General features: G+C 31.7%; 25 protein-coding genes, 1 pseudogene and 1 riboswitch. Of the genes and pseudogenes, 17 read left to right on the top strand and 9 right to left on the bottom strand.

Features of this window, described 5'->3' with window-relative positions; genetic code table 11:
• Positions 1-84 precede the first annotated feature (84 nt).
• Complete coding sequence (murD, locus tag ELQ04_RS07940; RefSeq protein ID WP_134224505.1) at positions 85-1,293, bottom strand: UDP-N-acetylmuramoyl-L-alanine--D-glutamate ligase; 1,209 nt, start codon at positions 1,291-1,293, stop codon at positions 85-87.
• Positions 1,293-2,354 carry a phospho-N-acetylmuramoyl-pentapeptide-transferase gene (gene mraY / locus ELQ04_RS07945; RefSeq protein ID WP_002938056.1) on the bottom strand — a complete coding sequence of 354 codons (1,062 nt, stop codon included), beginning with the start codon at positions 2,352-2,354 and terminating at the stop codon, positions 1,293-1,295. Before mraY ends, murD begins: the two co-directional genes overlap by 1 nt.
• A 79-nt stretch (positions 2,355-2,433) precedes the next feature.
• Between mraY and gpmI the strand changes: the two genes are divergently transcribed.
• From gpmI to sdhE, 9 genes and pseudogenes are all read left to right on the top strand, one after another.
• Positions 2,434-3,912, top strand: coding sequence for a 2,3-bisphosphoglycerate-independent phosphoglycerate mutase (gene gpmI, locus ELQ04_RS07950; RefSeq protein WP_002938051.1), 1,479 nt, complete (start codon positions 2,434-2,436; stop codon positions 3,910-3,912).
• A gap of 72 nt (positions 3,913-3,984) precedes the next feature.
• Positions 3,985-4,728 carry a 3-oxoacyl-ACP reductase FabG gene (gene fabG / locus ELQ04_RS07955; RefSeq protein ID WP_002938048.1) on the top strand — a complete coding sequence of 248 codons (744 nt, stop codon included), beginning with the start codon at positions 3,985-3,987 and terminating at the stop codon, positions 4,726-4,728.
• A 6-nt stretch (positions 4,729-4,734) separates the two neighbouring features.
• Complete coding sequence (locus ELQ04_RS07960; protein ID WP_079264677.1) at positions 4,735-5,145, top strand: pyridoxamine 5'-phosphate oxidase family protein; 411 nt, start codon at positions 4,735-4,737, stop codon at positions 5,143-5,145.
• Positions 5,146-5,482: 337 nt separating this feature from the next.
• On the top strand, positions 5,483-5,575 hold the full coding sequence (locus ELQ04_RS07965) for a twin-arginine translocation signal domain-containing protein (protein WP_002938041.1): 93 nt from the start codon (positions 5,483-5,485) through the stop codon (positions 5,573-5,575).
• A 14-nt stretch (positions 5,576-5,589) separates the two neighbouring features.
• Positions 5,590-5,898 (top strand): FAD-binding protein, encoded by a 309-nt coding sequence (locus ELQ04_RS08960; RefSeq protein ID WP_250482470.1) that lies wholly within the window; start codon positions 5,590-5,592, stop codon positions 5,896-5,898.
• On the top strand, positions 5,895-6,677 hold the full coding sequence (locus ELQ04_RS08915) for an FAD-binding protein (RefSeq protein WP_250482468.1): 783 nt from the start codon (positions 5,895-5,897) through the stop codon (positions 6,675-6,677). The genes ELQ04_RS08960 and ELQ04_RS08915 overlap by 4 nt, the downstream gene beginning before the upstream one ends.
• 390 nt (positions 6,678-7,067) lie before the next feature.
• A complete protein-coding gene (locus ELQ04_RS08920; RefSeq protein ID WP_243833008.1) occupies positions 7,068-7,196 on the top strand; it encodes a hypothetical protein in 129 nt (42 codons plus the stop codon).
• Positions 7,197-7,309: 113 nt separating this feature from the next.
• Positions 7,310-8,274: pseudogene (gene sdhB / locus ELQ04_RS07975) on the top strand (8-methylmenaquinol:fumarate reductase iron-sulfur subunit).
• 14 nt (positions 8,275-8,288) lie between these two features.
• Positions 8,289-9,134: an 8-methylmenaquinol:fumarate reductase membrane anchor subunit gene (gene sdhE, locus ELQ04_RS07980; RefSeq protein ID WP_134224508.1), complete on the top strand. Its 846-nt coding sequence runs from the start codon at positions 8,289-8,291 to the stop codon at positions 9,132-9,134.
• A 23-nt stretch (positions 9,135-9,157) separates the two neighbouring features.
• On the opposite strand, the gene tenA is transcribed toward sdhE, so the two are convergent.
• Positions 9,158-9,826, bottom strand: a complete 669-nt coding sequence (gene tenA, locus ELQ04_RS07985; RefSeq protein WP_079264676.1) for a thiaminase II — start codon at positions 9,824-9,826, stop codon at positions 9,158-9,160.
• A 109-nt stretch (positions 9,827-9,935) separates the two neighbouring features.
• Between tenA and acpP the strand changes: the two genes are divergently transcribed.
• From acpP to ELQ04_RS08010, 5 genes are all read left to right on the top strand, one after another.
• Positions 9,936-10,169 (top strand): acyl carrier protein, encoded by a 234-nt coding sequence (acpP, locus tag ELQ04_RS07990; protein ID WP_002854831.1) that lies wholly within the window; start codon positions 9,936-9,938, stop codon positions 10,167-10,169.
• Between the two features lie 25 nt (positions 10,170-10,194).
• Complete coding sequence (locus ELQ04_RS07995; protein ID WP_002882383.1) at positions 10,195-11,409, top strand: beta-ketoacyl-ACP synthase II; 1,215 nt, start codon at positions 10,195-10,197, stop codon at positions 11,407-11,409.
• Position 11,410: 1 nt separating this feature from the next.
• Positions 11,411-12,349 carry an acetyl-CoA carboxylase carboxyltransferase subunit alpha gene (locus ELQ04_RS08000; protein WP_002854780.1) on the top strand — a complete coding sequence of 313 codons (939 nt, stop codon included), beginning with the start codon at positions 11,411-11,413 and terminating at the stop codon, positions 12,347-12,349.
• 151 nt (positions 12,350-12,500) lie between these two features.
• A complete protein-coding gene (locus ELQ04_RS08005) occupies positions 12,501-14,555 on the top strand; it encodes a TonB-dependent receptor (protein WP_032595180.1) in 2,055 nt (684 codons plus the stop codon).
• A gap of 82 nt (positions 14,556-14,637) precedes the next feature.
• A complete protein-coding gene (locus ELQ04_RS08010; RefSeq protein WP_002920998.1) occupies positions 14,638-15,234 on the top strand; it encodes an NUDIX domain-containing protein in 597 nt (198 codons plus the stop codon).
• 30 nt (positions 15,235-15,264) lie between these two features.
• Here the strand turns inward: ELQ04_RS08010 and ELQ04_RS08015 are convergent, their stop codons facing one another.
• From ELQ04_RS08015 to rpmB, 3 genes are all read right to left on the bottom strand, one after another.
• Positions 15,265-16,362 (bottom strand): methyl-accepting chemotaxis protein, encoded by a 1,098-nt coding sequence (locus ELQ04_RS08015; protein ID WP_002938031.1) that lies wholly within the window; start codon positions 16,360-16,362, stop codon positions 15,265-15,267.
• Positions 16,363-16,371: 9 nt separating this feature from the next.
• The gene (locus ELQ04_RS08020; RefSeq protein WP_002855201.1) at positions 16,372-16,587 is read right to left on the bottom strand and encodes a YdcH family protein; all 216 of its coding nucleotides are present in this window, start codon (positions 16,585-16,587) and stop codon (positions 16,372-16,374) included.
• A gap of 184 nt (positions 16,588-16,771) precedes the next feature.
• Positions 16,772-16,966, bottom strand: coding sequence for a 50S ribosomal protein L28 (rpmB, locus tag ELQ04_RS08025; protein WP_002854974.1), 195 nt, complete (start codon positions 16,964-16,966; stop codon positions 16,772-16,774).
• 139 nt (positions 16,967-17,105) lie between these two features.
• Between rpmB and rpe the strand changes: the two genes are divergently transcribed.
• The 3 genes from rpe to thiC all read left to right on the top strand — a co-directional run bounded on the left by rpe (position 17,106) and on the right by thiC (position 19,986).
• Complete coding sequence (gene rpe, locus ELQ04_RS08030; protein WP_002859889.1) at positions 17,106-17,753, top strand: ribulose-phosphate 3-epimerase; 648 nt, start codon at positions 17,106-17,108, stop codon at positions 17,751-17,753.
• Positions 17,750-18,511 (top strand): 3'-5' exonuclease, encoded by a 762-nt coding sequence (locus tag ELQ04_RS08035; RefSeq protein ID WP_044778196.1) that lies wholly within the window; start codon positions 17,750-17,752, stop codon positions 18,509-18,511. Before rpe ends, ELQ04_RS08035 begins: the two co-directional genes overlap by 4 nt.
• A gap of 21 nt (positions 18,512-18,532) precedes the next feature.
• Positions 18,533-18,637, top strand: a riboswitch (TPP riboswitch).
• Positions 18,638-18,693: 56 nt separating this feature from the next.
• Positions 18,694-19,986, top strand: coding sequence for a phosphomethylpyrimidine synthase ThiC (thiC, locus tag ELQ04_RS08040; RefSeq protein WP_002933069.1), 1,293 nt, complete (start codon positions 18,694-18,696; stop codon positions 19,984-19,986).
• Here the strand turns inward: thiC and ELQ04_RS08045 are convergent.
• From ELQ04_RS08045 to ELQ04_RS08055, 3 genes are read right to left on the bottom strand one after another with little or no spacing between them, the layout of a single operon-like run.
• Positions 19,978-20,496 (bottom strand): hypothetical protein, encoded by a 519-nt coding sequence (locus tag ELQ04_RS08045; protein WP_002938029.1) that lies wholly within the window; start codon positions 20,494-20,496, stop codon positions 19,978-19,980. The two genes, thiC and ELQ04_RS08045, sit on opposite strands and share 9 nt — an antisense overlap.
• Positions 20,486-21,013 carry a hypothetical protein gene (locus ELQ04_RS08050; protein WP_002858498.1) on the bottom strand — a complete coding sequence of 176 codons (528 nt, stop codon included), beginning with the start codon at positions 21,011-21,013 and terminating at the stop codon, positions 20,486-20,488. The genes ELQ04_RS08045 and ELQ04_RS08050 overlap by 11 nt, the downstream gene beginning before the upstream one ends.
• Positions 21,010-21,969, bottom strand: coding sequence for a clan AA aspartic protease (locus ELQ04_RS08055; RefSeq protein ID WP_134224510.1), 960 nt, complete (start codon positions 21,967-21,969; stop codon positions 21,010-21,012). The genes ELQ04_RS08050 and ELQ04_RS08055 overlap by 4 nt, the downstream gene beginning before the upstream one ends.
• Between the last annotated feature and the right edge of the window lies 1 nt (position 21,970).

Genomic DNA, 21,970 nt, shown 5'->3' on the forward strand with positions numbered 1-21,970 from the left:
GTTACTGGTTAGGGTTTTTAGAGAGAATAGGGTGTTTTTAGGGGTTTGGAAAGTTTAATATATTTGTATGGATTGTAAAATAAATTAAATTTTATTCACACATTCTTTAAAGACTTTTCCACGCTCTGCGTAAGAGTTGAACTGATCTAAACTTGCACAAGCAGGACTTAAAAGAGCCACTTCATTGACTCTTAAGTGATTTGAAATTTCATTTACAGCCTTAGATAAAACTTCACATTTATAGGCTTTCAAATTCGCTTTTTTTGCATAATCAAGCATTTTTTCGGTACTAATACCTATAGCATAGAGTTCTATGTTAAAATTTTTCATAAAATCAAATAAATTGCTAAGATCTACACCCTTATCATCTCCCCCTATGATAAGATGGATTTTTTTATCTTTATAGCGACTAAGTGCAGCCATTACAGCACTTTCATTTGTAGCTTTAGTGTCATTTACCCAAAGCCTATTTTGACTGTCTTTAAGCTCTTCGAGTTTATTTTTTTCCATTACAAAGCTATGTAAAAGCTCATAGCTTAAAGTATCAAGTAGAATTTTTTCTATAGCTAAAGCCATGATAGCATCGAGTAAAAAAGGACTTTTAAAGGAAATTTTTTCCGTATCAATGCCAAATTTAACAGCTAGATCTTTTTCATCTTCATAGCTTATTTTATGAGCTTTTGTTGGAGTATTTGCATAAATTTTAGGCAGTATTACTACATCACATTCATTCATTCTTTTTAAAACGCTTAGCTTATCTTGAACATAATTATCAAAACTTCCATGCCAAGAAAGATGATCAGGACTTATAGGTAAAAGTGCATAAATTTCAGGTTTAGCTTTATGAGTGTAGTGTAGGGTAAAAGATGAAGTTTCAAGTATCCAAAGTTTTGCATAAGGATTAAGCTCTGCTAAAGGAGTTCCAACATTTCCACCCATAACAGCACCAATGTGTGATAATAAATGTGTAGCCATTTGTGTGGTGGTGGTTTTGCCATTGGTTCCGCTTATCCAAACGGATTTTGGCATGATATCATAAAAAAAGTCATATTCGCTTTGTAAATTTTTTGCTTTTTGAATGAGTTTGTGCTTTGGTGGAAAACCTGGACTAGGAATTTCAATATCGCTTAAATTATCATCAAAATCATTAGGATTTAAAAGTAAATTTCCTAGTGTATCTTTTTTTGTTTCTGTAAAATGATCATCATAGATATCAAAAGACCCAAATTTATCTACCAAATTTTCAGCAATAGCGCGTGTGGTTTTTCCGTATCCAAAAAGTGAAATTTTCATTATCTTAGCTTTATTGATGCAAGTGCAAGTAAATTTGAAAGTAAGGCTATCATCCAAAAACGCACTATAATTTTATTTTCTACCCAGCCAACTTTTTCAAAATGATGATGAATAGGTGCCATTTTAAATACTCTTTTATTAAAAATTTTAAAACTTCCAACTTGTAAAATTACAGAAACAGTTTCAAGAACAAAAACAAAACCTATGAGTAAAAGTAAAATTTCATTTTTGCTAATAACGGCTAAAAATCCTATAAAGCCACCTAAAGCTAAACTTCCACTATCTCCCATAAAAACTTGTGCAGGATAACAGTTGTACCATAAAAATCCCATTAAAGCACCGATTAGTGCTGCACAAATAATCACTACTTCACCAAGTCCTTGAATTTTTGGCAAAAGTAAATATTCACTATAATTTAAATTTCCACTCAAATATAAGAATATCCCTAAAGTAGATAAAGAAAAAATACTTGGAACTGTAGCTAAGCCATCAAGTCCATCGGTTAAATTTACAGCATTAGAGCTAGAAATTAAAACCAAAATCCAAAAAGCAATGGCAAAAATTTCCATATCAAAAAGAGGGTGTTTGTAAAAAGGTATAAAAAGTTGAGTGCTAAGCTCTGAACTAAAATATAAAGGTAAGATGCAGATAAGTCCAGCGATGATTTGTGCTAAAAGCTTCATTCTTGGACTAAGTCCTGAATGATTATCTTTTTTTAGAACTTTGCCTAAATCATCTATGAGTCCTATCAAACAAAAAAGTATTAAACAAAGTAAAGCACTTATAGCAAAAATATTATCAAATTTGATACAAAATAAACTTGCGATTACTGCAGAACTGATGAAAATAAGCCCACCCATGGTTGGAGTATGACATTTGGTTTTATGAGTTTCTGGGGCGTATTCGTAAATAGGTTGACTAGCATTTTTAGCCTTTGCCCAAGTAATAAATTTAGGCATTAAAAATAAAGACAAACATAAAGCGATAAAAAATGCAAATCCTGCACGCACGCTAATATAAGTAAAAAAAGCATAATGACTTAAATCTGAAAGATAATACAAAACCTAGCCTTCTTTTTGGTTTTTAAAAGTTTAATTTTAGTAAAATCTAACCAAAAAAATTCTTATAAAAGAGAGAAAAATGAAGCAAAAATGCGTTTTAATTATAACAGATGGTATAGGATATAACAAAAGTAGTAAATTTAATGCTTTTGAAGCGGCCAAAAAACCAAACTATGAAAAGCTTTTTAAAGAAGTGCCAAATTCTTTACTAAAAACGAGTGGCTTGGCCGTAGGTTTGCCAGAAGGGCAGATGGGAAATAGTGAAGTAGGGCATATGTGTATAGGCAGCGGGCGTATTATTTATCAAAATTTAGTGCGTATTAATAAGTCAATTGAAAACAAAGAGCTTGAAAAAAATGAAAATTTGCAAAAACTTTTAGCAAAATGTAAAAGAGTGCATATTATAGGGCTTTATAGTGATGGCGGGGTGCATTCTATGGATACACATTTTAAAGCTATGCTTGAAATTTGTGCCAAAAATGGCAATGAAGTTTTTGCTCATGCAATCACTGATGGGCGTGATGTGAGTCCAAAAAGTGGCTTAAATTTCATAAAAGATTTAAAAGGATTTTGCGAAAACTTAGGCGTGCATTTTACTACGCTTTGTGGGCGTTTTTATGCTATGGATAGAGATAAGCGTTGGGATAGGGTGAAAGAGTATTATGAGTGCTTGTTAGGTAAGACTTATAAAGTGCCAAATTTGTTAGAATACATGCAAAAATCTTACGATGAAAATATTACTGATGAATTTATCAAAGCAGCTCAAAATGAGAATTACAAGGGCATGAGAGAAGAAGATGGCATTATCTTTATCAATTTTAGAAATGATAGAATGAAGCAACTCGTTGAAGCGTTAAATTCTAAAGATTTTAAAGAGTTTGAACGCGAAAAAGTCTTTGAAAATTTACTTACTATGAGTGTTTATGATGATAAATTTAAGCTCCCTGCGCTTTTTGAAAAAGAAAAAATTGAAAATACCTTAGCCCAAGTGATTTCTAAAGCAGGGCTTAGTCAGCTTCATACCGCAGAAACCGAAAAATATGCCCATGTAACTTTCTTTTTTAATGGTGGAAAAGAAGAACTTTTGGAAAATGAAACAAGGGTTTTAATCCCAAGTCCTAAGGTAAAAACCTATGATGAAAAACCTCAGATGAGTGCTTTTGAAGTGTGTGATGCGGTAAAAAAAGGCATAGAAAAGGGTGAGGATTTTATAGTAGTAAATTTTGCAAATGGAGATATGGTAGGACATACGGGTGATTTTAATGCTACTATAAAAGCCGTTGAAGCGGTGGATACTTGTTTGGGTGAAGTTGTAGAATGTGCAAAAAAGCATGATTATGCTTTTATCATTACAAGTGATCATGGAAATTGCGAAGCTATGCAAGATGAAAAAGGAAATTTGCTTACTAATCACACTACTTTTGATGTCTTTGTTTTTGTGCAAGCAAAGGGAATTTCAAAGATTAAAGACAATATGGGGCTTAGCAATATAGCTGCAAGCGTGCTTAAAATTTTAGATTTAGAAATTCCAAAAGAAATGAATGAGGCTTTGTTTTAGTTTGTTTGCCTTTTTTTGTAAGAAATTTGTTAAGATTGTAATTTTTAAAATTAAACTTATTAAGGATAGATAATGAAATTTAGCGGAAAAAATGTTTTAATTACCGGAGCAAGCAAAGGAATAGGTGCTTCTATTGCAAAAACTTTGGCAGGTTTTGGGCTCAAAGTTTGGATCAATTATCGTTCAAAACCTGAGCTTGCAGATGCTTTAAAAGATGAAATTATTGCAAGTGGTGGCAATGCTGCTGTGATTAAATTTGATGCAAGTAAAGAAGATGAGTTTGAAAATGGTGTAAAAACTATAGTGGAGAGCGATGGAGAACTAAGTTATCTTGTAAATAACGCAGGCGTTACAAATGATAAACTTGCTTTAAGAATGAAATTAGAAGACTTTAGTGGCGTTGTAGATACGAATTTAAGTTCAGCTTTTTTAGGTTGTAGAGAAGCTTTAAAAACCATGAGTAAAAAGCGTTTTGGTGCCGTTGTAAATATCGCTTCTATTGTCGGAGAAATGGGCAATGCTGGACAGGTGAATTATTCTGCTAGTAAAGGTGGAATGATAGCTATGACTAAATCTTTTGCCAAAGAAGGGGCAAGTAGAAATTTGCGTTTTAACTGCGTAACTCCAGGTTTCATAAAAAGCGATATGACTGAAGTTTTAAGCGATGAAATCAAACAAGCTTATCAAGATAATATCCCTTTAAAACGCTTTGCAGAGCCTGAAGAAGTGGCTAATTGTGTAGCGTTTTTGCTTAGTGATTATGCTTCTTATGTGACAGGTGATGTGCTTAAGATCAATGGCGGTTTATATATGTAAGAAAAAATGATGGATTTAAAAGAAATAGTGCAATTTTTAGATGATAATGCACCGGCATTTTTAGCCACTTTAGGAACTTGTGGAAATCCTAGAGTGCGTCCTATACAAAGTCCATTGCTTGTGGGAGATAAAATTTATTTTTGCACAGCAAATACAAAAGGACTTTTTAAGCATATAAAAAATTATAATGGTATTGAATTTTGTTCTTGTGCAAAAGATGGGACTTTTTTAAGACTTAGAGCTAATGCGGTTTTTGAACCAAATTTAGAAGTTAAAAAAATGATGTTTGAAAAATATCCTTATCTTGTAAATCTTTATGAAACTCCGCAAAATCCAAAATTTGAAGTTTTTTATCTTGATCATTTAAGCGCTAGAATGCAATTTATGAATGGAGAATTTAAGCTTTTTAAGGCTTAATGATTCGATAATTTTATTAACTATATATTAATTAATATAAATATTATATTAATTAATATTAACTTTTTGTTATTTTTTAAGGTGTAATCATTCTGTTTAATTTGCAAGGAATAGATTATGATATATTGCAAAAATTTTTTAATATTTATTTTATTATATTCATCTATTTTCTTTTTGATTACTTATTTTATACTTTTTTATATTTACTAAATTATAAATTTATTTTTAATCCATTTTATATTGAAAGGAGAGCTTGTTTTTGGATTTTTGGCATGCGGTTGTGTAAGATTGATTTACATTAAAAATTATTATTAATTTTTTAAATAAGGAGAATAATATGGATGAATTTTCTAGAAGAGATTTTATAAAAACAACCTGTATTAGCGTAGGAGCTTTAGCTGCAAGTTCAAGTGGAGTTTTTATGCCTTAGATGATTCATCTAAGATGGATAAAGATACAAATTTACCTTCTTGTGATGTTTTGGTAATTGGATCAGGTGGAGCAGGTTTGCGTGTTGCAGTCGCAGTGAGAAAAGAAAATCCAAAATTAAGCGTTGTAGTAGCTACAAAGATGATGCCATCGCGTAACGCAACTTGTATGGCAGAGGGTGGAATTAATGGAGTTACTGATTTTTCTAATGGAAATTCCTATAAATTACATGCTTATGATACTATCAAAGGCGGAGCTTACTTGGTAGATCAAGACGCGGCTTTAAAATTTTGTGAATTAGCTGGAAAGGCTATTTTAATATGAATTTTATAGGAATCTTGTTTTCAAGAAATGAACAAGGTGGAGTAGCTCAGCGTTTAATGGGAGGAGCTTCTAAGAAACGCTGTAACTATTCTGCAGATAAAACAGGTCATATTTTAATGCATTCTTGTTTAGATGATGCTATTAGTAGCGGTGTGAAATTTTTAATGGATCATGAACTTTTGGATATAGGTGTTGTAGATGGAAAATTTGAGGGTGTTGTTTTAAGAGATACACAAAGCGGTGGAATTTATCTTGTATTATGCAAAGCTTTGGTGATTGCTACAGGGGGATACACAAGGATATTTTATAATAGAACTTCAACTCCTTTTATTGCCACAGGAGATGGTGTGGCAGCTACTCTTAGGGCAGGACTTGGTTTTGAAGATCTTGAGATGATACAATTTTATCCAACAGGAGTTGCAAATGGTGGAACTCTTATTATAGAAGCGGTGCGCGGTGAAGAGGGGTATCTTTTAAATAATCGTGGTGAGCGTTTTATGAAAAATTACCATGAAAAAATGGAGCTAGTGCGAGATGTGGTTGCGCGTGTTATAGAAACAGAAATCGCGAAGGTAGAGGTTATGTCGAGGGACTTGGAGCTTATGTTTTGTGCGATGTATACCACTTTAGGAAAAGAAAAAATTTTAAAAGATTTGCCAAAAATTCGTCACACTGCAATGCTTTTTGAAAATATTGATTTAGTGGATACTCTTGTGCTTATCCGTCTAACGCGCATTATTCTATGGGTGGAATTGAAGTGGCTAAATTTGAAGATATGAGCACTAAAATTGCTGGAATTTATGTAGGTGGAGAAGCTTCTTGTATTTTTATATATGGAGCTAATAGACTAGGGGAAATTCTTTAGCCGATGCAGTTGTAACGGGGGTATTTAGTAGGCATTGCGACAAATTATGCCAAAGATGCAAGTTTTGAAAAAGGGGTAAAAACTCATGAACTTGCTCAAAAATGGCAGGCTAAATTTAAAGAAATTACAAATAATGGTGGAAATGGTCAAGAAATGTATCAATTGCGAGAAGAGCTAGGAAGTCAAAATCGGGATAATATGGGGATTTTTAGAACTCAAGAAAAACTCGATCTTCTAGCAAAAAATTTAAGAAGATATACAAGCAAGATATGAAAAAATTCGTATTCCAAATCCTAATGAAGTGATGAATACTGCTTTTACAGATTATGTAGAGCTTGGCAATTTGATTTTACTTTCTCGCTGTGCTTGTTTAGCAGCTAGAAATAGACTTGAAAGTCGTGGTGCTCATGCTAGAGAAGATTATCCAAAGTGAGATGATAAAAATTTCTTAAAACATAGCATTGTAAATTTAGAAAATGATGAATTAAAACTTAGTTATAAAGATGTCGTGGCAACTGAGTTTTCTCTTGATGGAAGGAGAGTGCAATGAAAATCATCATAGATCGTTTTAATGGCAAGGAAAAATATGAACAAAGTTATGATATTGATGATAAGGATATACAAGAAAAACTCTGCTCTCTCTTTTGCTTTTTATCAAAAAAACGAAAGATATTACTTTAAATTTTACTGCCTCTTGTCAATCTGCAATTTGTGGGGCTTGTGCAGTGCGTGTGAATGGGCATTCTTATCTTGCTTGTGATACTAAAATGCAAGATTTGTTAAAAGAATATGATAATCCTTCAAGTATACGCATTTCTCCGCTTGGAAATTTTAGAGTAATTTCTGATTTAATTGTGGATTGGGAGCCTTCTATAGAAAATTTAAGAAAAATTCGTCCTGCCATGGTGGCAAAAAATGAATTTTCAGCAGAAAAGGGCTGTAAACAAAGTCAAGAAGAATTTGATCGTATTAGTAAGCAATGGGATTGTATTTTATGTGGTAGCTGTGCTTCAGAGTGTAATAAATTAGAAGCAGATAGTAGCGATTATATGCAACCTTTTGTTTTTACTCATGCTTGGCGTGCAGCGGCAGACTCTCGAGGTAAGGATCCTATGTTGCATGTAAAACCTAGTGTAATGAATGGACTTTGGCTTTGTGTTCATTGTCAAGAGTGCGCTGATCGTTGTCCAAAGGGTATAAGTTCAGTAAGTGATATAGCAAATTTAAGAGTGATGGCGATTAAAAAAGGTTTAAATGAAGGCTTAGGGCCTGATCATGCTGAAGCTTTTTATAAAGATTTAGTTGAAGGTTCAGGACGCTTGAATGAAATTTATCTTGCTTTACGTTCTGAGGGTGTTATAGGTTCTATGGGCAAAACAGATATAGCTTTTAAACTTATGCGCGCAGGAAAAATGAATCCTATGCATGTTTTTGGCGAGGATGAAATAGAAGGGCATAAAGATTTGGTTAAAATGATAAAGGCGGCACAAGAAGCTGCTGTTAAGGAGTAAAATATGCAAAAAGAATACGCTTTTTTCCAGGTTGTGTTTTATCTCAAGCTGCAAAAGAATCTAAAATTTCACTTGAAGCTATTGCACCTATTTTGGGTTGGAAGTTGAATGAAATTAAGGGGTGGAGTTGTTGTGGAGCTTCTCAAGCGCAGTGTGTTGATCCTATTGCGACTTTGGTAGCTAATGCAAGAAATATTGCTTTAGCGGAAGAGATGAAAATGCCAATGTTTACAACTTGTAGTACTTGTATGCTAACTTTAACTAAAGCAAAAAATACTCTTGATAAGGGTGCAAAAGAACGCATTAATACTTTTTTAGCACAAGGTGGAATGAAATATCAAGGTTCAACGCCTATTACAAGTCTTTTGTGGGAGCTTTATGAGGATTTGGATAATTTAAAAAGCAAGGTGAAAAAGCCGCTTTCAAATTTAAAAGTAGCTTTATTTTATGGTTGCCATAGTTTAAGACCTGAAGATGCTTTCGGTAAAAAAGAAAGTTCAACCAATCCAAAAAGTTTTGAAAGTGTAGTAGAAGTTTTAGGGGCTAAAATAGTTCCTTTTGAAAAACGCCTTGATTGTTGTGGTTTTCACGCTTCTTATCCTGCAGAAAAATCTGTGAAAAAAATGTCTAGTCAAATTGTCAATAATGTAAGTGAAAATCAAGCTGATTGTGTTGTAACACCTTGTCCACTTTGTCAAATACAGCTTGATATCTATCAAGAAAGATTTCAAGATTATACTAATTCTAAAGCAAGATTGCCTATTATTCATTTATCACAATTAGTAGGACTTGCATTAGGACTTTCTAAAGAAACGGTTGGTTTAGATTATAATATTATTGATGCAAGTAAAATTGCATAAAAACATGGGCAAAAAGCCCATGTTTAAAGATTTAATTCCATTCTTAAAGAATGCTCCCAAAAAGCCACTTCCAAGCGTGTTACAGTATGAAAAATTTCGCTGAGTTTTTGGAATTTTTGTGCACTAACACTTGAAGTATAAGAATTAACAAAATCTTCAAATTCTTTAGCTTCATTTTGAAAATTTTCACTTCCATAGGTCAAAATCCATTCCTTGTAAGGATGATCTTTTAAATTTTCATTTTTTAAACGATTTATAATTTCAGCACCTATTTTTGCATAGCCTATAGCGCAAGCACTAAGAGCAACTAACATATCTAAAAAATCTCCATTTTCACCTATGCTTAACATATAACGCGAATAGGCTATATTGACTAAACTTTCATCTTTTGCATCGAGTTCATCTGCATTAATGCCAAGAGATAAAATTGCACGATGAAGCTCCATTTCTCCTTCAACTATATAATTTTGAAATTTCATAGCAAAACGAAGTTCTTTTGCGGTATTTGAGTTAAGTGCTAATCTTGCATAACATTTTGCGTAATTAAGCAAATAAATATAATCTTGCTTGAGATAAAAAAGAAAATTTTCTTGCTTTAGGCTTTTATCTTCCAATTTTTTAACAAAATCATGATGTAGATAAGCATTCCAAATTTTTTGATTTTCTTTGATTAAATTAGAGAAAAGCATCATTTTTCCTTTATGTTTTAATATTTTATTTTCAAGTATAATGAAAAACTATAAATATTTTAAGCTTTTTATAGTAAAATACGCTTTATTTTAATTTTTTGAAGGAGAACAAATGGCAACATTTGATGATGTAAAAGCAGTAGTAGTAGAGCAATTAAGTATTGATGCAGATGCAGTTAAAATGGAATCAAAAATTATTGAAGATTTAGGTGCTGATTCTTTAGATGTTGTAGAGCTTATTATGGCTTTAGAAGAAAAATTTGAAGTAGAAATTCCAGATAGTGATGCTGAAAAATTAATTAAAATTGAAGATGTTGTAAATTATATTGACAATTTAAAAAAATAATTTTTTTCTTGCAAGGAGCTTATTCTTGAAAAGAGTTGTAGTTACAGGTATTGGTATGATCAATGCCCTTGGTTTAGATAAAGAAAGTTCATTTAAAGCAATTTGCAATGGAGAAAGCGGAGTAAATAAAATTACTCTTTTTGATGCCACGGACTTTCCTGTTCAAATTGCAGCTGAAGTTAAAAATTTTGATCCATTAGAGGTTGTTGATGGCAAAGAAGTAAAAAAAATTGACCGTTTCATACAACTTGGAATTAAAGCAGCAAGAGAAGCAATGCAGGATGCTGGATTTAGTGAAGAATTAGACAAAGAAGAATTTGGCATTGTTTCGGCTGCTGGTATTGGAGGTTTGCCTAACATAGAAAAAAATTCCATTATTTGTTCCGAGCGAGGTCCGCGTAAAATTTCCCCTTTTTTCATACCTTCAGCACTTGTAAATATGTTAGGAGGTTTGATTTCTATAGAGCATGGACTTAAAGGGCCAAATATTTCTTGTGTTACAGCTTGTGCAGCAGGAACTCATGCTATAGGAGAAGCTTATAAAAGTATAGCTTTGGGAAATGCTAAAAAGATGTTAGTCATAGGTGCAGAAGCTGCGATTTGTCCTGTGGGTATAGGTGGTTTTGCTTCAATGAAAGCTTTATCAACTAGAAATGAAGATCCACAGCATGCTTCAAGACCATTTGACAAAGAAAGAGATGGTTTTGTCATGGGAGAAGGTGCTGGAGCTTTAGTTTTTGAGGAATATGAAGAGGCTAAAAAACGCGGTGCTACAATTTATGCTGAATTAATTGGATTTGGAGAAAGTGCAGATGCGCATCATATTACTTCACCAACTTTAGATGGGCCTTTAAGAGCTATGAAAAAAGCTTTAAATATGGCAGGGAATCCAAAGGTAGATTATATCAATGCACATGGAACTTCAACCCCTGTAAATGACAAAAATGAAACAGCAGCAATTAAAGAGCTTTTTGGCAATAATATCCCGCTTATAAGTTCCACCAAAGGACAAACAGGTCATTGCTTGGGTGCTGCAGGTGCAATTGAAGCAGTTGTTAGTGTTATGGCTTTAAGAGATGGGGTAGTTCCACCTACAATCAATCAGCTTGTAAAAGATGATGAATGTGATCTTGATTATGTTCCAAATATATCAAGAAAAGTAGATTTAAAAGTGGTGATGAGTAATTCTTTTGGTTTTGGTGGCACAAATGGCTGTGTTGTATTTAAAAAAGTAGATTAATATGGCTTCTTATTTAGATTTTGAAAAAAATATTCAGCAAATTGATGAGGACATTATCAATGCTCAGATTAAAGGAGATACTGAAGCTGTATCGATTTTAAAGAAAAATCTTGAAAAAGAAATTTCTAAAACTTATAAGAATTTAAGCGATTTTCAACGTTTGCAATTAGCGCGTCATCCAGATCGCCCTTATGCTCTTGACTATATTGAACTTATTTTAAATGACGCTCACGAAATACATGGTGATCGTGCCTTTAGAGATGATCCTGCTATTGTTTGTTTTATGGGTTATTTAGGAGAGAAAAAAATAATTGTAATTGGTGAGCAAAAAGGACGTGGAACAAAAGATAAAATCGCTAGAAATTTTGGGATGCCACATCCTGAAGGATATCGTAAAGCCTTAAGAGTAGCAAGACTTGCAGAGAAATTTCAAATTCCTATTTTATTTTTGATAGATACTCCAGGTGCTTATCCTGGAATAGGTGCTGAAGAAAGAGGGCAAAGTGAAGCTATCGCTAGAAATTTATATGAATTAAGTGATTTGAAAATACCGACCATTGCTATAGTTATCGGAGAAGGCGGTAGTGGCGGGGCGTTAGCTATAGGGGTTGCAGATAGACTTGCAATGATGAAAAATTCTGTTTTTTCAGTAATTTCTCCTGAAGGTTGTGCTGCAATACTTTGGAATGATCCTGCAAAAAGTGAAGCTGCAACCAAGGCTATGAAGGTAACGGCTGATGATTTAAAATCTCAAGGTTTAATTGATGATGTTATAGATGAGCCTACAAATGGTGCACATCGCAATAAAGAAGCTGCAGCAGTAGCTATTGCTGATTATGTAAAAAAATCTCTAAATGAACTTGAAAATATTGACGTACGAGAACTTTCTGCAAATCGTATGCAGAAAATTTTAAAGCTTGGAGCCTATCAAGAGGCTTAGGCTTTTACTTCGCTTTTTTAAATAATTTTATTATTTATAATTGTTATCAAAATTAAGTTAATTAAAAGTATTCTTTTTTTATACTTCAAAAATGATTTTAAATATCAAAATAATTATTTTTAAAGGAATTAATTTGACTCAAATTAAAAATATGAAATTTAAAAAAAGTTTACTGTGTTTTTTAATTTTATCTGGAGCTTTGTTAAAAGCAGAAGAAAAATATCAACTTAATGATGTTGTGGTTAGTGCTAGTGGTTTTGAACAAGATTTGGTTGATGCGCCTGCTAGTATTTCTATCATTACAAAAGAAGAGCTTGAAAAAAAGCCAATTAAGGATATAGGGGAGGCTATAGGAGATATTCCAGGTGTAGATGTGACTATGAATAAAACAGGCACTTATGATTTTAGCATACGAGGTTTTGGTAGTTCTTATACTCTAGTTTTAATTGATGGAAAACGTCAAAGTGTTGCAAATGGGTTTTATGATAATGGTTTTAGTGGCAGTGAGTCAGGATATCTACCACCTTTGTCTATGATAGAGCGTATTGAGGTTATACGTGGTCCAGCTTCTACACTTTATGGCAGTGATGCTGTAGGCGGTGTGATAAATATTATCACTAAGAAAAATCCTGATAGGACTGAGGCGAATATAGAATTTAACACTCTTTTGCAACAGCACTCTAATCACTATGGCAATGCTGGGGGATTTAACGCTTATGTGGCAACTCCTTTGATTGAAGATACATTATCAATTTCTGCAAGGTTGAAGTATTATGATAAGGCAGCTTCTGATTTAAAATGGCCTACACCGGTTTGGAATAGTAGTCAACAAAGACCTGATAATTATCAAATTGCTAGCCATAGTCCAGGTGCTTTTACTAGTTTAGGTTTTGGTTCTAGGCTTAATTGGACAGTAGATGATAAAAATAATATATATTTTGATATAGAACGATATATTAATGAAATTTCAGTGAATTCTACAAGTAGTAGGGCTATTAAAAGTGAAAGACAACTTTTTAAGGATAATATTGTTTTAAATCATGATGGTAACTATGATTTTGGTTCAACTAACTCATATTTACAATATGGTAGCACTAAGGATAAGGAGCTACATAGCCAAATTTGGGTAGGAGAAGGTAAGGTTGTTTTACCTTGGAATTTAGGTCAGTACGGTAATTTAGTAAATACCTTTGGTGCAAGGATTGATTATGAGATGTTAAAAAACGATCAAGCAAGCGCAGGTAGTCAAATAAGAGGTAAAAATCTTGATCAAACCACGGTTGCGCTTTATGGGGAAAATGAGTATTTTATAACAGATGATTTGATTTTTACTACAGGTTTGCGTTATATTTATAGCGATTTGTTTGATTCTGAATTTACTCCTAGGGTTTATTTGGTTTATCACTTAAATGATAATATAGCCTTTAAAGGAGGTGTTTCAAAAGGCTATAAAACTCCTGCTGCTAAGGAGTTGACAAATGGATATTATAATTATAGCAATGACAATGCTTATTTTGGAAACCCTGACTTAAAACCAGAAGAAAGTATAAATTATGAATTGGGCGTTGATTTTAGGGTATTTGATTTTGCACATTATTCTATTACAGGATTTATTACTGATTTTACAAATCAAATCAGTAGTGAAGATTTAACAGGTACGCAAAATGGTATTAATTGTAGCAATGCCACTGTTTGTACGCGTCCTATTAATCTTGGAAAAACACAGACTAAAGGTATAGAATTTGCATTTAATACTAAAACTTACAATGGTTTTAGCCTAAATTCAAGTTATACTTTTATGGATAATCGCTACAAAGATGGTCAAAAAAATTGGTTTGGTGGTGATAGAATAGAAAATTTACCAAGGCATATAGCAATGTTAAAATTAAACTATGAGCGAGGTAAATTTAGTTCCTATATAAAAACACGAGCAAGACTCGATACTATAGCTAAAGCAAAAGGTGGCGGTAATGGTAGTTTGCCATGGCAAAAATATAAGCCTTTTTATATAGTAGATTTAGGGATAAATTATAAAATCAATAAGCAATCTAGCTTAAGTTTTGCAGTACAAAATCTTTTTGATAAAAATTTCTTTGATCCGCAAGTTACTAAGTGGAACGGAGCTAATCCTGCTGGATATGCAAATCGTTATCAAGACTATACAGAAGGAAGGAGTTTTTGGTTGAGTTATAAATATGATTTTTAATTTTTTAAGGCTTTAATTACCTTTATATTTTCAAAAAAGCAAAAATAAAGTACAATGTGAAAAATAAATAAAAGGTTTTATTATGGCGTTTAAAAATTTAAAAGAACTTTCTTTTGAAAAATCAAATTATATTAAGCCTAAGAGATTTGCTTATGAAAGTAATGGTAAGTTTTGCACTTGGGATTTTATAGAATCTAAAGATAGTGTTTCAGTGCTTTTGTATCATAAAGAATTAGAAAGTTTTATTTTTGTACGCCAATTTCGTATACCACTTTGGTATCATCAAATGCATGATAAAGATTATGTAAAAGATGATAATATGGGCTATACTATAGAGCTTTGTTCTGGGCTTGTGGATAAAAAATTATCTTTAGAGGAAATAGCAAAAGAAGAATGTATAGAAGAACTAGGATATGCTCCTAAAAATTTAGAAAAAATAGGAGATTTTTATACAGGGTTTGGTTCAGGTGTAAGCAAGCAAAGCTTTTATTTCGCAGAAGTTGATGAAAAAGATAAAATTTCTTCTGGAGGTGGAGTTGATGATGAAGAGATTGAAGCTGTTTATGTTAAGGTGCAGGATTTTGAAAAAAAATGTAAAAATATGATAAGAACGCCTTTGCTTGATTTTGCTTATATGTGGTTTTTAAAGGAGAAGTGGGGAAAATTAAAGATTATTTAGGTTAAACCTTAAAAAGGTTCAACCTAGGATTTAATGATCTGACTCATCAAGCATTTCTTTAAATACATTGAAAAGATCAAGCGATGCATTTTCAGCAACTTCGCATTTATTAATTATGCTGTGTTGAGTAATATCTTTGCTAATATCTTCTGTATTTGCTATTGTTATAGCATTATTCATATTTTCATGAACTTTTTCATGTGGCTCGTTAATTTTTAAGAAGCTTTTATTTTGCCCAAATCTTTCTTTTCCTGTGCTAGCAAGCCATTTTCCTAAGCGACAAGATGTATGATCGGCTAATTGCTTTCCTGATTTGGAAAAAATTTCTTTATAACCATTTAATTTAAAAGCTATATGATCTAGTTTTGCTAAAGATACGAAAGCTTCTGAAGCGATACCAACTGCATTTGAATTAGTAGAATGCGCTTCATTTACTAAGTGAGTAAATTTTTCGGAAAAACTCATAATATGAGCATTAGAATCTATAGAAATTTTTTCAACTTGCTCACTTTGAGTATACATTTCATTTGCATTTTGCTTTAGAAGGTTGATATTCATTTCAACTTCTGTGGTTGCTTTTTGTGTTTTTTCAGCTAGTTTTCTTACTTCATCGGCAACAACAGCAAAACCACGCCCATGTTCACCTGCGCGTGCAGCTTCTATAGCAGCGTTAAGGGCTAAAAGATTAGTCTGATCAGAAACATCTTTAATTAGATTAATTACATTAGTAATTTCATCCACACTTCTATGCAATGTTCCTGCAACATCTCTTGTTTTATTGGCTGATTCTGTAATATCCCCTAAGGAAGCATTGATAGAATTAGCAATATGGTTAAGTTCATCCATTTCAGCAATAGAAGTTTTAGAATAGCTAGAGATAACTTCTGCCTTATTTACATTTTCTAACATATCGCCTTGAACAATAGTAATATTTTTTAAAACCCCAGTTAATAAAACATTTAAAAGATCTGTTTTAAGTTTAGACTCTAAAGCCGCTTGTTCTAATGATGTAATTTTATTTTTTAATTCTAAATTTTCCGATTGAAATTTTTCAATTTTATGTGCAAGATTTTTATTTTCTTCTTCAAGTTTTTGAAGATCAGAATGGTTTATTTTACTTCCAAACATTGTTTTGCCTTATTTTTTATAATTTGCTAGATATTGGCTAAGTTCATCTTTTACATGAAGCTTTTCTTTTTTTAAGGTTGAAATTTCCATGCTGCTAAGAGAAGTTCTACCTTCTTCTGCATCTTTAATCATGTCATCAAGTTCATTATGACGATCAAATAGTTTATCAAAATGAGCATCTTTACCTTTTAGCTCTGACATTAATTCTCTATATTCATGTAGCATAAACTCTCCTTGTATTAGTGAAATTTAAAATTCATTTAACAAGGTATTATACACTATTAAAAGATATTTTTGGCTTAAAAAATAATAAAATTAATAATAATTTTTAAATGTGTGTTATATAAGTGATTTATTAAAGTTTATTTTTAAATTGGAAATTTTAAAATTGAGGAATAAATCCTCAAAATTATTTAGAATTTTGTTTTTTTAGAGTTCTTAGAGTAGAAGCTGCAATTCTCATTTTTCTCGTGGTGCCATCTTCTAAAGTTACACGAACTGTTCTGAGATTAGGTAAAAAGCGTCTTTTTGTTTTATTGTTAGCATGGCTGACATTATTACCCACCATTGGACCCTTGCCTGTGATTTGACATACTCTTGCCATTTTCTTGTCCTTATGAAAATTTCTAAATGGAGATTTTATCAAAATTAAGCTTAAAATATTCCATAATTTATAGTTTTTTTAATATATAAGTCGATAAAATATTATTTATCACATTTATATATACTTTAAGGTTTTGATCATGTATGTAGCTCCAAGTTTATTGTCTGCAAATTTTTTGAAATTAGAAGAAGAAGTTAAAGCTATTGAAGCTGCAGGTGCAGATCTTTTACATATTGATGTAATGGATGGACACTTTGTTCCAAATTTGACTTTTGGACCTTGCGTGATCGAAAAAATTTCAACTATTAGTAAGTTGCCATTAGATGTGCATTTGATGGTTAAAGATGTAAGTAAATTTATAGATCTTTTTATCCCTTTGAAACCAAAATTCATTTCTTTTCATATGGAAAGCGAAGTTCATCCTATAAGACTTTGTGAATATATAAGAAGTCAAGGAATCCATCCTGCTATTGTTTTAAATCCGCACACTCCTATTGATTCTATTAAACACATGCTAGAATTTGTAGATATGGTACTTTTAATGAGTGTTAATCCTGGATTTGGTGGACAAAAATTTTTACCTTTGGTACATGAAAAAATCAAAGAATTGCGCCAAATGATTGATAAAAAAAATGCTAAAGTTTTTATAGAGGTTGATGGTGGTGTTAATGGTTTAAATGCTAGCGATTTAGAAGAATCCGGAGCTGATATTTTGGTGGCTGGAAGTTATATTTTTTCTTCTAATGATTATAAAACTGCAATTTCATCTTTAAAGCTTGAATTTTGAGTTTACGGCAAATTGATCAGATTATTTCTATATTAAATAAGCAAAGCAAGCCTTATGATTGGGTGATGCAAGAGTTTGCCAAAGTTGAAGAATTAAAAAATTTTGATTTAGATTTGGAAACTTTTGAGCTTTTGGGTTTGGGTTTAACTTTGAATAAAGATAATATTTTTATCCTTAAAACACGCACAACAAAAATTAAAGATGAAATTTTTTGCATAGTAGATATAGAAAGTACTGGCGGCGTAAGTAAGGGGGAAATTTTAGAAATTGGAGCAGTAAAAATTCAAAATTCTAAAGAAATTGGACGCTTTCAAAGTTTTGTTAAAGTAAAAGAAATTCCAGAAAATATAACCGAACTTACGGGTATTACTTATGAGATGGTGGAAAATGCTCCAAGTTTAGCAAAGGTTTTAAGTGATTTTAGGCTTTTTTTAAAAGACAGTATTTTTGTAGCGCATAATGTGCGTTTTGATTATAGTTTTATTTCTAAGGCTTTAAATGAGTGTGGTTTTGGCATTTTGCTTAATCGTCGTATTTGCACTATAGAATTTGCACAATGTTGTATAGAAAGTCCAAAATATAAACTAGAGGTTTTGAAAGAATTTCTGGGCGTGGAAAATACGCATCATAGGGCCTTAGATGATGCTTTAGCAGCTGCTGAAATTTTTAAATATTGCCTTGGAAAACTTCCTTATCATATAAAAACTACAGAAGAACTTATAAATTTTACAAAGACTGCACGCATAAAGCAAAAATAAATATTTAAAGTGTATAATTAAAACATAAATGACGGGAGCTTGTGTAACAGGCTGAGAGTAAGCTAAAAGCTTAGACCGAACCGGATCTGGATAATGCCAGCGTCGGGAAGATTTATAAATTTCAATACTTTAAAAATTTATACTCACCCTTCATTTATCCAAATTTTTTAAAGGATAAATTTATGAAAACTCAAATGAATTATGCCAAACAAGGTGTTTTTACTAAAGAAATGCAGATTGTTGCACAAAAAGAAAATTTAAGTAAAGATTTTTTGCTTGAAAATATTGCTTGCGGTAAAATTATTATCCCTGCAAATATTAATCATAAAAGTCTTGATCCAAATGGTATAGGTTTTGGACTGCGTACTAAGGTTAATGTAAATTTAGGAGTTTCAAATGATTGCGTTGATTATAGCGAGGAAATGAAAAAAGTAGAGCTCGCTCATAAATTTGATATAGAAGCGATTATGGACTTAAGCAATTATGGTAAAACAAGTCGTTTTAGAGACGAGCTTGTTAATGTTTCAAAAGCTATGATAGGAACAGTTCCTGTATATGATGCAGTAGGATTTTTAGAAAAAGATTTAAAACAAATTGGTGCTAAAGACTTTTTAGATGTTGTATATCATCATGCTAAAAGTGGTGTTGATTTTATGACAATTCATGCAGGTATTAATTCTCGCGCAGCGCATATTTTTAAACAAAGTAAAAGACTTACAAATATAGTTTCAAGAGGAGGCTCTGTGCTTTATGCTTGGATGATGATGAAAGATGCCGAAAATCCTTTTTTTGAGTATTATGATGATTTGCTTGACATTTGTTTAAAATACGATGTAACTTTATCTTTGGGCGATGCTTTGCGTCCTGGCTCTACTCACGATGCAAGTGATGGGGCGCAAATTTCAGAGCTTATAGAATTATCGCTTCTTACCCAAAGGGCTTGGGATGTTGGGGTTCAAGTAATGATAGAAGGTCCAGGGCATATGGCTATTAATGAAATAGAGGCAAATATGCAATTAGAAAAGCGTTTATGCAAAGGAGCGCCTTTTTATGTCTTAGGACCTTTGGTAACAGATATTGGCGCAGGGTATGATCATATTAGTGGTGCTATTGGAGGAGCTGTGGCTGCAGCTAGCGGTGCTGATATGCTGTGCTATGTAACACCTGCTGAACACTTAAGACTTCCAAATTTAGAAGATGTTAGAGAGGGTATAGTTGCGACTAAAATTGCAGCTCATGCAGGAGATATAGCTAAACTTCCAAAAGAAAGATCAAGAGATGATGAGATGAGTAAGGCTAGACAAGAGATAGATTGGGAGAAAATGTTTAAACTTGCTATTGATGGAGAAAAGGCTAAAAAAATGTTTAATGAGCGTCGCCCTGATGATTTAAACTCATGTTCCATGTGTGGAAAAATGTGTGCAATGAATACTATGAATCAAATTTTAAAAGGCGAAGATGTGAGTTTAGCTTGAATAAACTTTGAGAGTAAGATCTATAAAGATACCTTGCTCTCCTGCTTTAAGATTAAGTGGATAATCAAGCTTGATTAAGTTGTTATAGTTTTTTAGAGCATCAATAAAATCATAAAGTCTTCTAGGATTGTTCATTGTCGCTTTAATGGCTAAGCGGTTTTTTAGATATTTTTCTTGTTTTTCGAGCTTAGTTTCTTGAATTTTTACGTTTTGAAAATATTTTTGTAAAAAAATATCAAAATTTCCTATATTAAAATTTTGCTCAAATTGCTCTAAACTTTTGTTGTTTTCGCTTCTTAGAGTTGATATTTTATCTTCACTAAAGTCAAATTTTGATTTAGCGGCTTTTAAGATAGCAAGTTGTGAGTTTTCTCTAAGATTTGCTTGTTTGTAATTTTTTAATGTCGGTAAAAGTAAAAATAAGATCAAGGCTGTGCAAACGCTTATAAAACTTAACGCGCAAATGATAAGCTTTAATAAATCAATTTCTTCTAGACTTTTATCTTTCATCTGCAACTCCTGGAATTTGTTTACTAATACTAACAAAACGATACCACCCATTATCTAAGCGATAATAGGTTGTATAGCTTTGATCAAAGATGCTTTTTAAAGGGGTTTCTAAAAGTAGAGTAAACATTTCTCTTGTAGGAGTGACTCCGATAAGTTTTAAGGAATATTCGTCTTGTTCAACACTTTCAAGAGTTATATTATCAGTTTTTACAATAATATCAAATAGATTTCTTAAGCTTTCTTTAACAATTTGATTTTGAGTGTTAAAATTTTTCGCTATTTGGCTTTGATCAAATAAAATTTCATAAAGCATTTCATTTTGCTTAGTTTGATTTTGAAGCACTATAACTTGTTGTTTTTCATCATCGATAGAGCTATTGATTAATGCAATTTTTATTGTATATGTAAAATATACTAGCAAGATAAATAATATACTAAAACCAAAAAGTCCTAGCCAAATTTTATCAAAGAGTGTGAAAATAGGTTTTTTTCTTGGCTGTATGAAGCTATAAGTCATTTAAGCTCCTTTCGCATCAACTCTATCATAAGATCTAAGGTGTTGATTTGTTTCGTTTTTATCTCTAAAAAAGTTTCACTTTCTAAAAAATCAATAGCACTTATGTTAATATCTGATTCGCTATATAATAAAATACCATTGATAAATACCCCAGCATATTTATCATCATTGTAAAATTTTTCAATGCTCGTAATAATATAACGGCAAAGTTCCATATCATTGCTAAATTGATTTAATTCATCAAGATTAAAATTATCATTATTATCCAAAGTTTCAAGATTATTTTCTTGATCAAGTAGATCAAATTTATTATTTAAGGCTTCATTGAAGTTATCTAAGGTAACTTCAGTATCATCGTTGTTGTTTTCAATTTCTTGATTATCTTCTGATGGAAGTTCAAGCTCTAAACCTAATTCTTGCTCAAATATTTTAAAATCACCGTATAAAATAGTATTGCCTTTAGCAACAATAATTGCCAAAAGATGTCCTTGTTTAAATCCATAAAGTAAAATTTGATCATCAGGCTGTTTTTCTTTTTGTATATTGTAGTAAAGAAGGGCAAAAGGGGAATATAAAAAATCTAAACCTCTATATTCTTCAAAAAGCTCGCTATAATATTCCACATGTTCGGTAGCCGTATAAACAAGGGCATTATTAAATAAAATATGCTGTAAGCTGATTTTTCTTATATTAAAGTGCTCACAATCTTGAATATTTGTACTAGGTATTAATCCTTGTTCTTTGGCGTCTAAAAATAAAGCAGTGTGGTAAAATAAGAAATGCTTGCTTAAATTTTTTATGTATTCTAATAAATTTTCACTTTTATCAAAAGTTTTTTCATTGCTACTGATTAGTTTATTTCCTCTGTAAATAGAAGTTTTTACAATATTTTTTTTATCTTCTAAAATAATACTAATAAAAAGTTGTGGAAATATTTTTTTAAGTAAAAATAACATT

Origin of the sequence: Campylobacter sp. CH278, from assembly GCF_004378845.1 — a bacterium.
Taxonomy (GTDB): Bacteria; Campylobacterota; Campylobacteria; order Campylobacterales; family Campylobacteraceae; genus Campylobacter_D; species Campylobacter_D jejuni.

Coding starts and splice junctions, on each gene's coding strand:
- murD (WP_134224505.1), bottom strand. CDS start 1,293: ATGAAAATTTCACTTTTTGGATACGGAAAAACCACACGCGCTATTGCT.
- gpmI (WP_002938051.1), top strand. CDS start 2,434: ATGAAGCAAAAATGCGTTTTAATTATAACAGATGGTATAGGATATAAC.
- fabG (WP_002938048.1), top strand. CDS start 3,985: ATGAAATTTAGCGGAAAAAATGTTTTAATTACCGGAGCAAGCAAAGGA.
- ELQ04_RS07960 (WP_079264677.1), top strand. CDS start 4,735: ATGATGGATTTAAAAGAAATAGTGCAATTTTTAGATGATAATGCACCG.
- ELQ04_RS07965 (WP_002938041.1), top strand. CDS start 5,483: ATGGATGAATTTTCTAGAAGAGATTTTATAAAAACAACCTGTATTAGC.
- ELQ04_RS08960 (WP_250482470.1), top strand. CDS start 5,590: ATGGATAAAGATACAAATTTACCTTCTTGTGATGTTTTGGTAATTGGA.
- ELQ04_RS08915 (WP_250482468.1), top strand. CDS start 5,895: ATGAATTTTATAGGAATCTTGTTTTCAAGAAATGAACAAGGTGGAGTA.
- ELQ04_RS08920 (WP_243833008.1), top strand. CDS start 7,068: ATGAATACTGCTTTTACAGATTATGTAGAGCTTGGCAATTTGATTTTA.
- tenA (WP_079264676.1), bottom strand. CDS start 9,826: ATGATGCTTTTCTCTAATTTAATCAAAGAAAATCAAAAAATTTGGAAT.
- acpP (WP_002854831.1), top strand. CDS start 9,936: ATGGCAACATTTGATGATGTAAAAGCAGTAGTAGTAGAGCAATTAAGT.
- ELQ04_RS08000 (WP_002854780.1), top strand. CDS start 11,411: ATGGCTTCTTATTTAGATTTTGAAAAAAATATTCAGCAAATTGATGAG.
- ELQ04_RS08005 (WP_032595180.1), top strand. CDS start 12,501: ATGAAATTTAAAAAAAGTTTACTGTGTTTTTTAATTTTATCTGGAGCT.
- ELQ04_RS08010 (WP_002920998.1), top strand. CDS start 14,638: ATGGCGTTTAAAAATTTAAAAGAACTTTCTTTTGAAAAATCAAATTAT.
- ELQ04_RS08015 (WP_002938031.1), bottom strand. CDS start 16,362: ATGTTTGGAAGTAAAATAAACCATTCTGATCTTCAAAAACTTGAAGAA.
- ELQ04_RS08020 (WP_002855201.1), bottom strand. CDS start 16,587: ATGCTACATGAATATAGAGAATTAATGTCAGAGCTAAAAGGTAAAGAT.
- rpmB (WP_002854974.1), bottom strand. CDS start 16,966: ATGGCAAGAGTATGTCAAATCACAGGCAAGGGTCCAATGGTGGGTAAT.
- rpe (WP_002859889.1), top strand. CDS start 17,106: ATGTATGTAGCTCCAAGTTTATTGTCTGCAAATTTTTTGAAATTAGAA.
- thiC (WP_002933069.1), top strand. CDS start 18,694: ATGAAAACTCAAATGAATTATGCCAAACAAGGTGTTTTTACTAAAGAA.
- ELQ04_RS08045 (WP_002938029.1), bottom strand. CDS start 20,496: ATGAAAGATAAAAGTCTAGAAGAAATTGATTTATTAAAGCTTATCATT.
- ELQ04_RS08050 (WP_002858498.1), bottom strand. CDS start 21,013: ATGACTTATAGCTTCATACAGCCAAGAAAAAAACCTATTTTCACACTC.
- ELQ04_RS08055 (WP_134224510.1), bottom strand. CDS start 21,969: ATGTTATTTTTACTTAAAAAAATATTTCCACAACTTTTTATTAGTATT.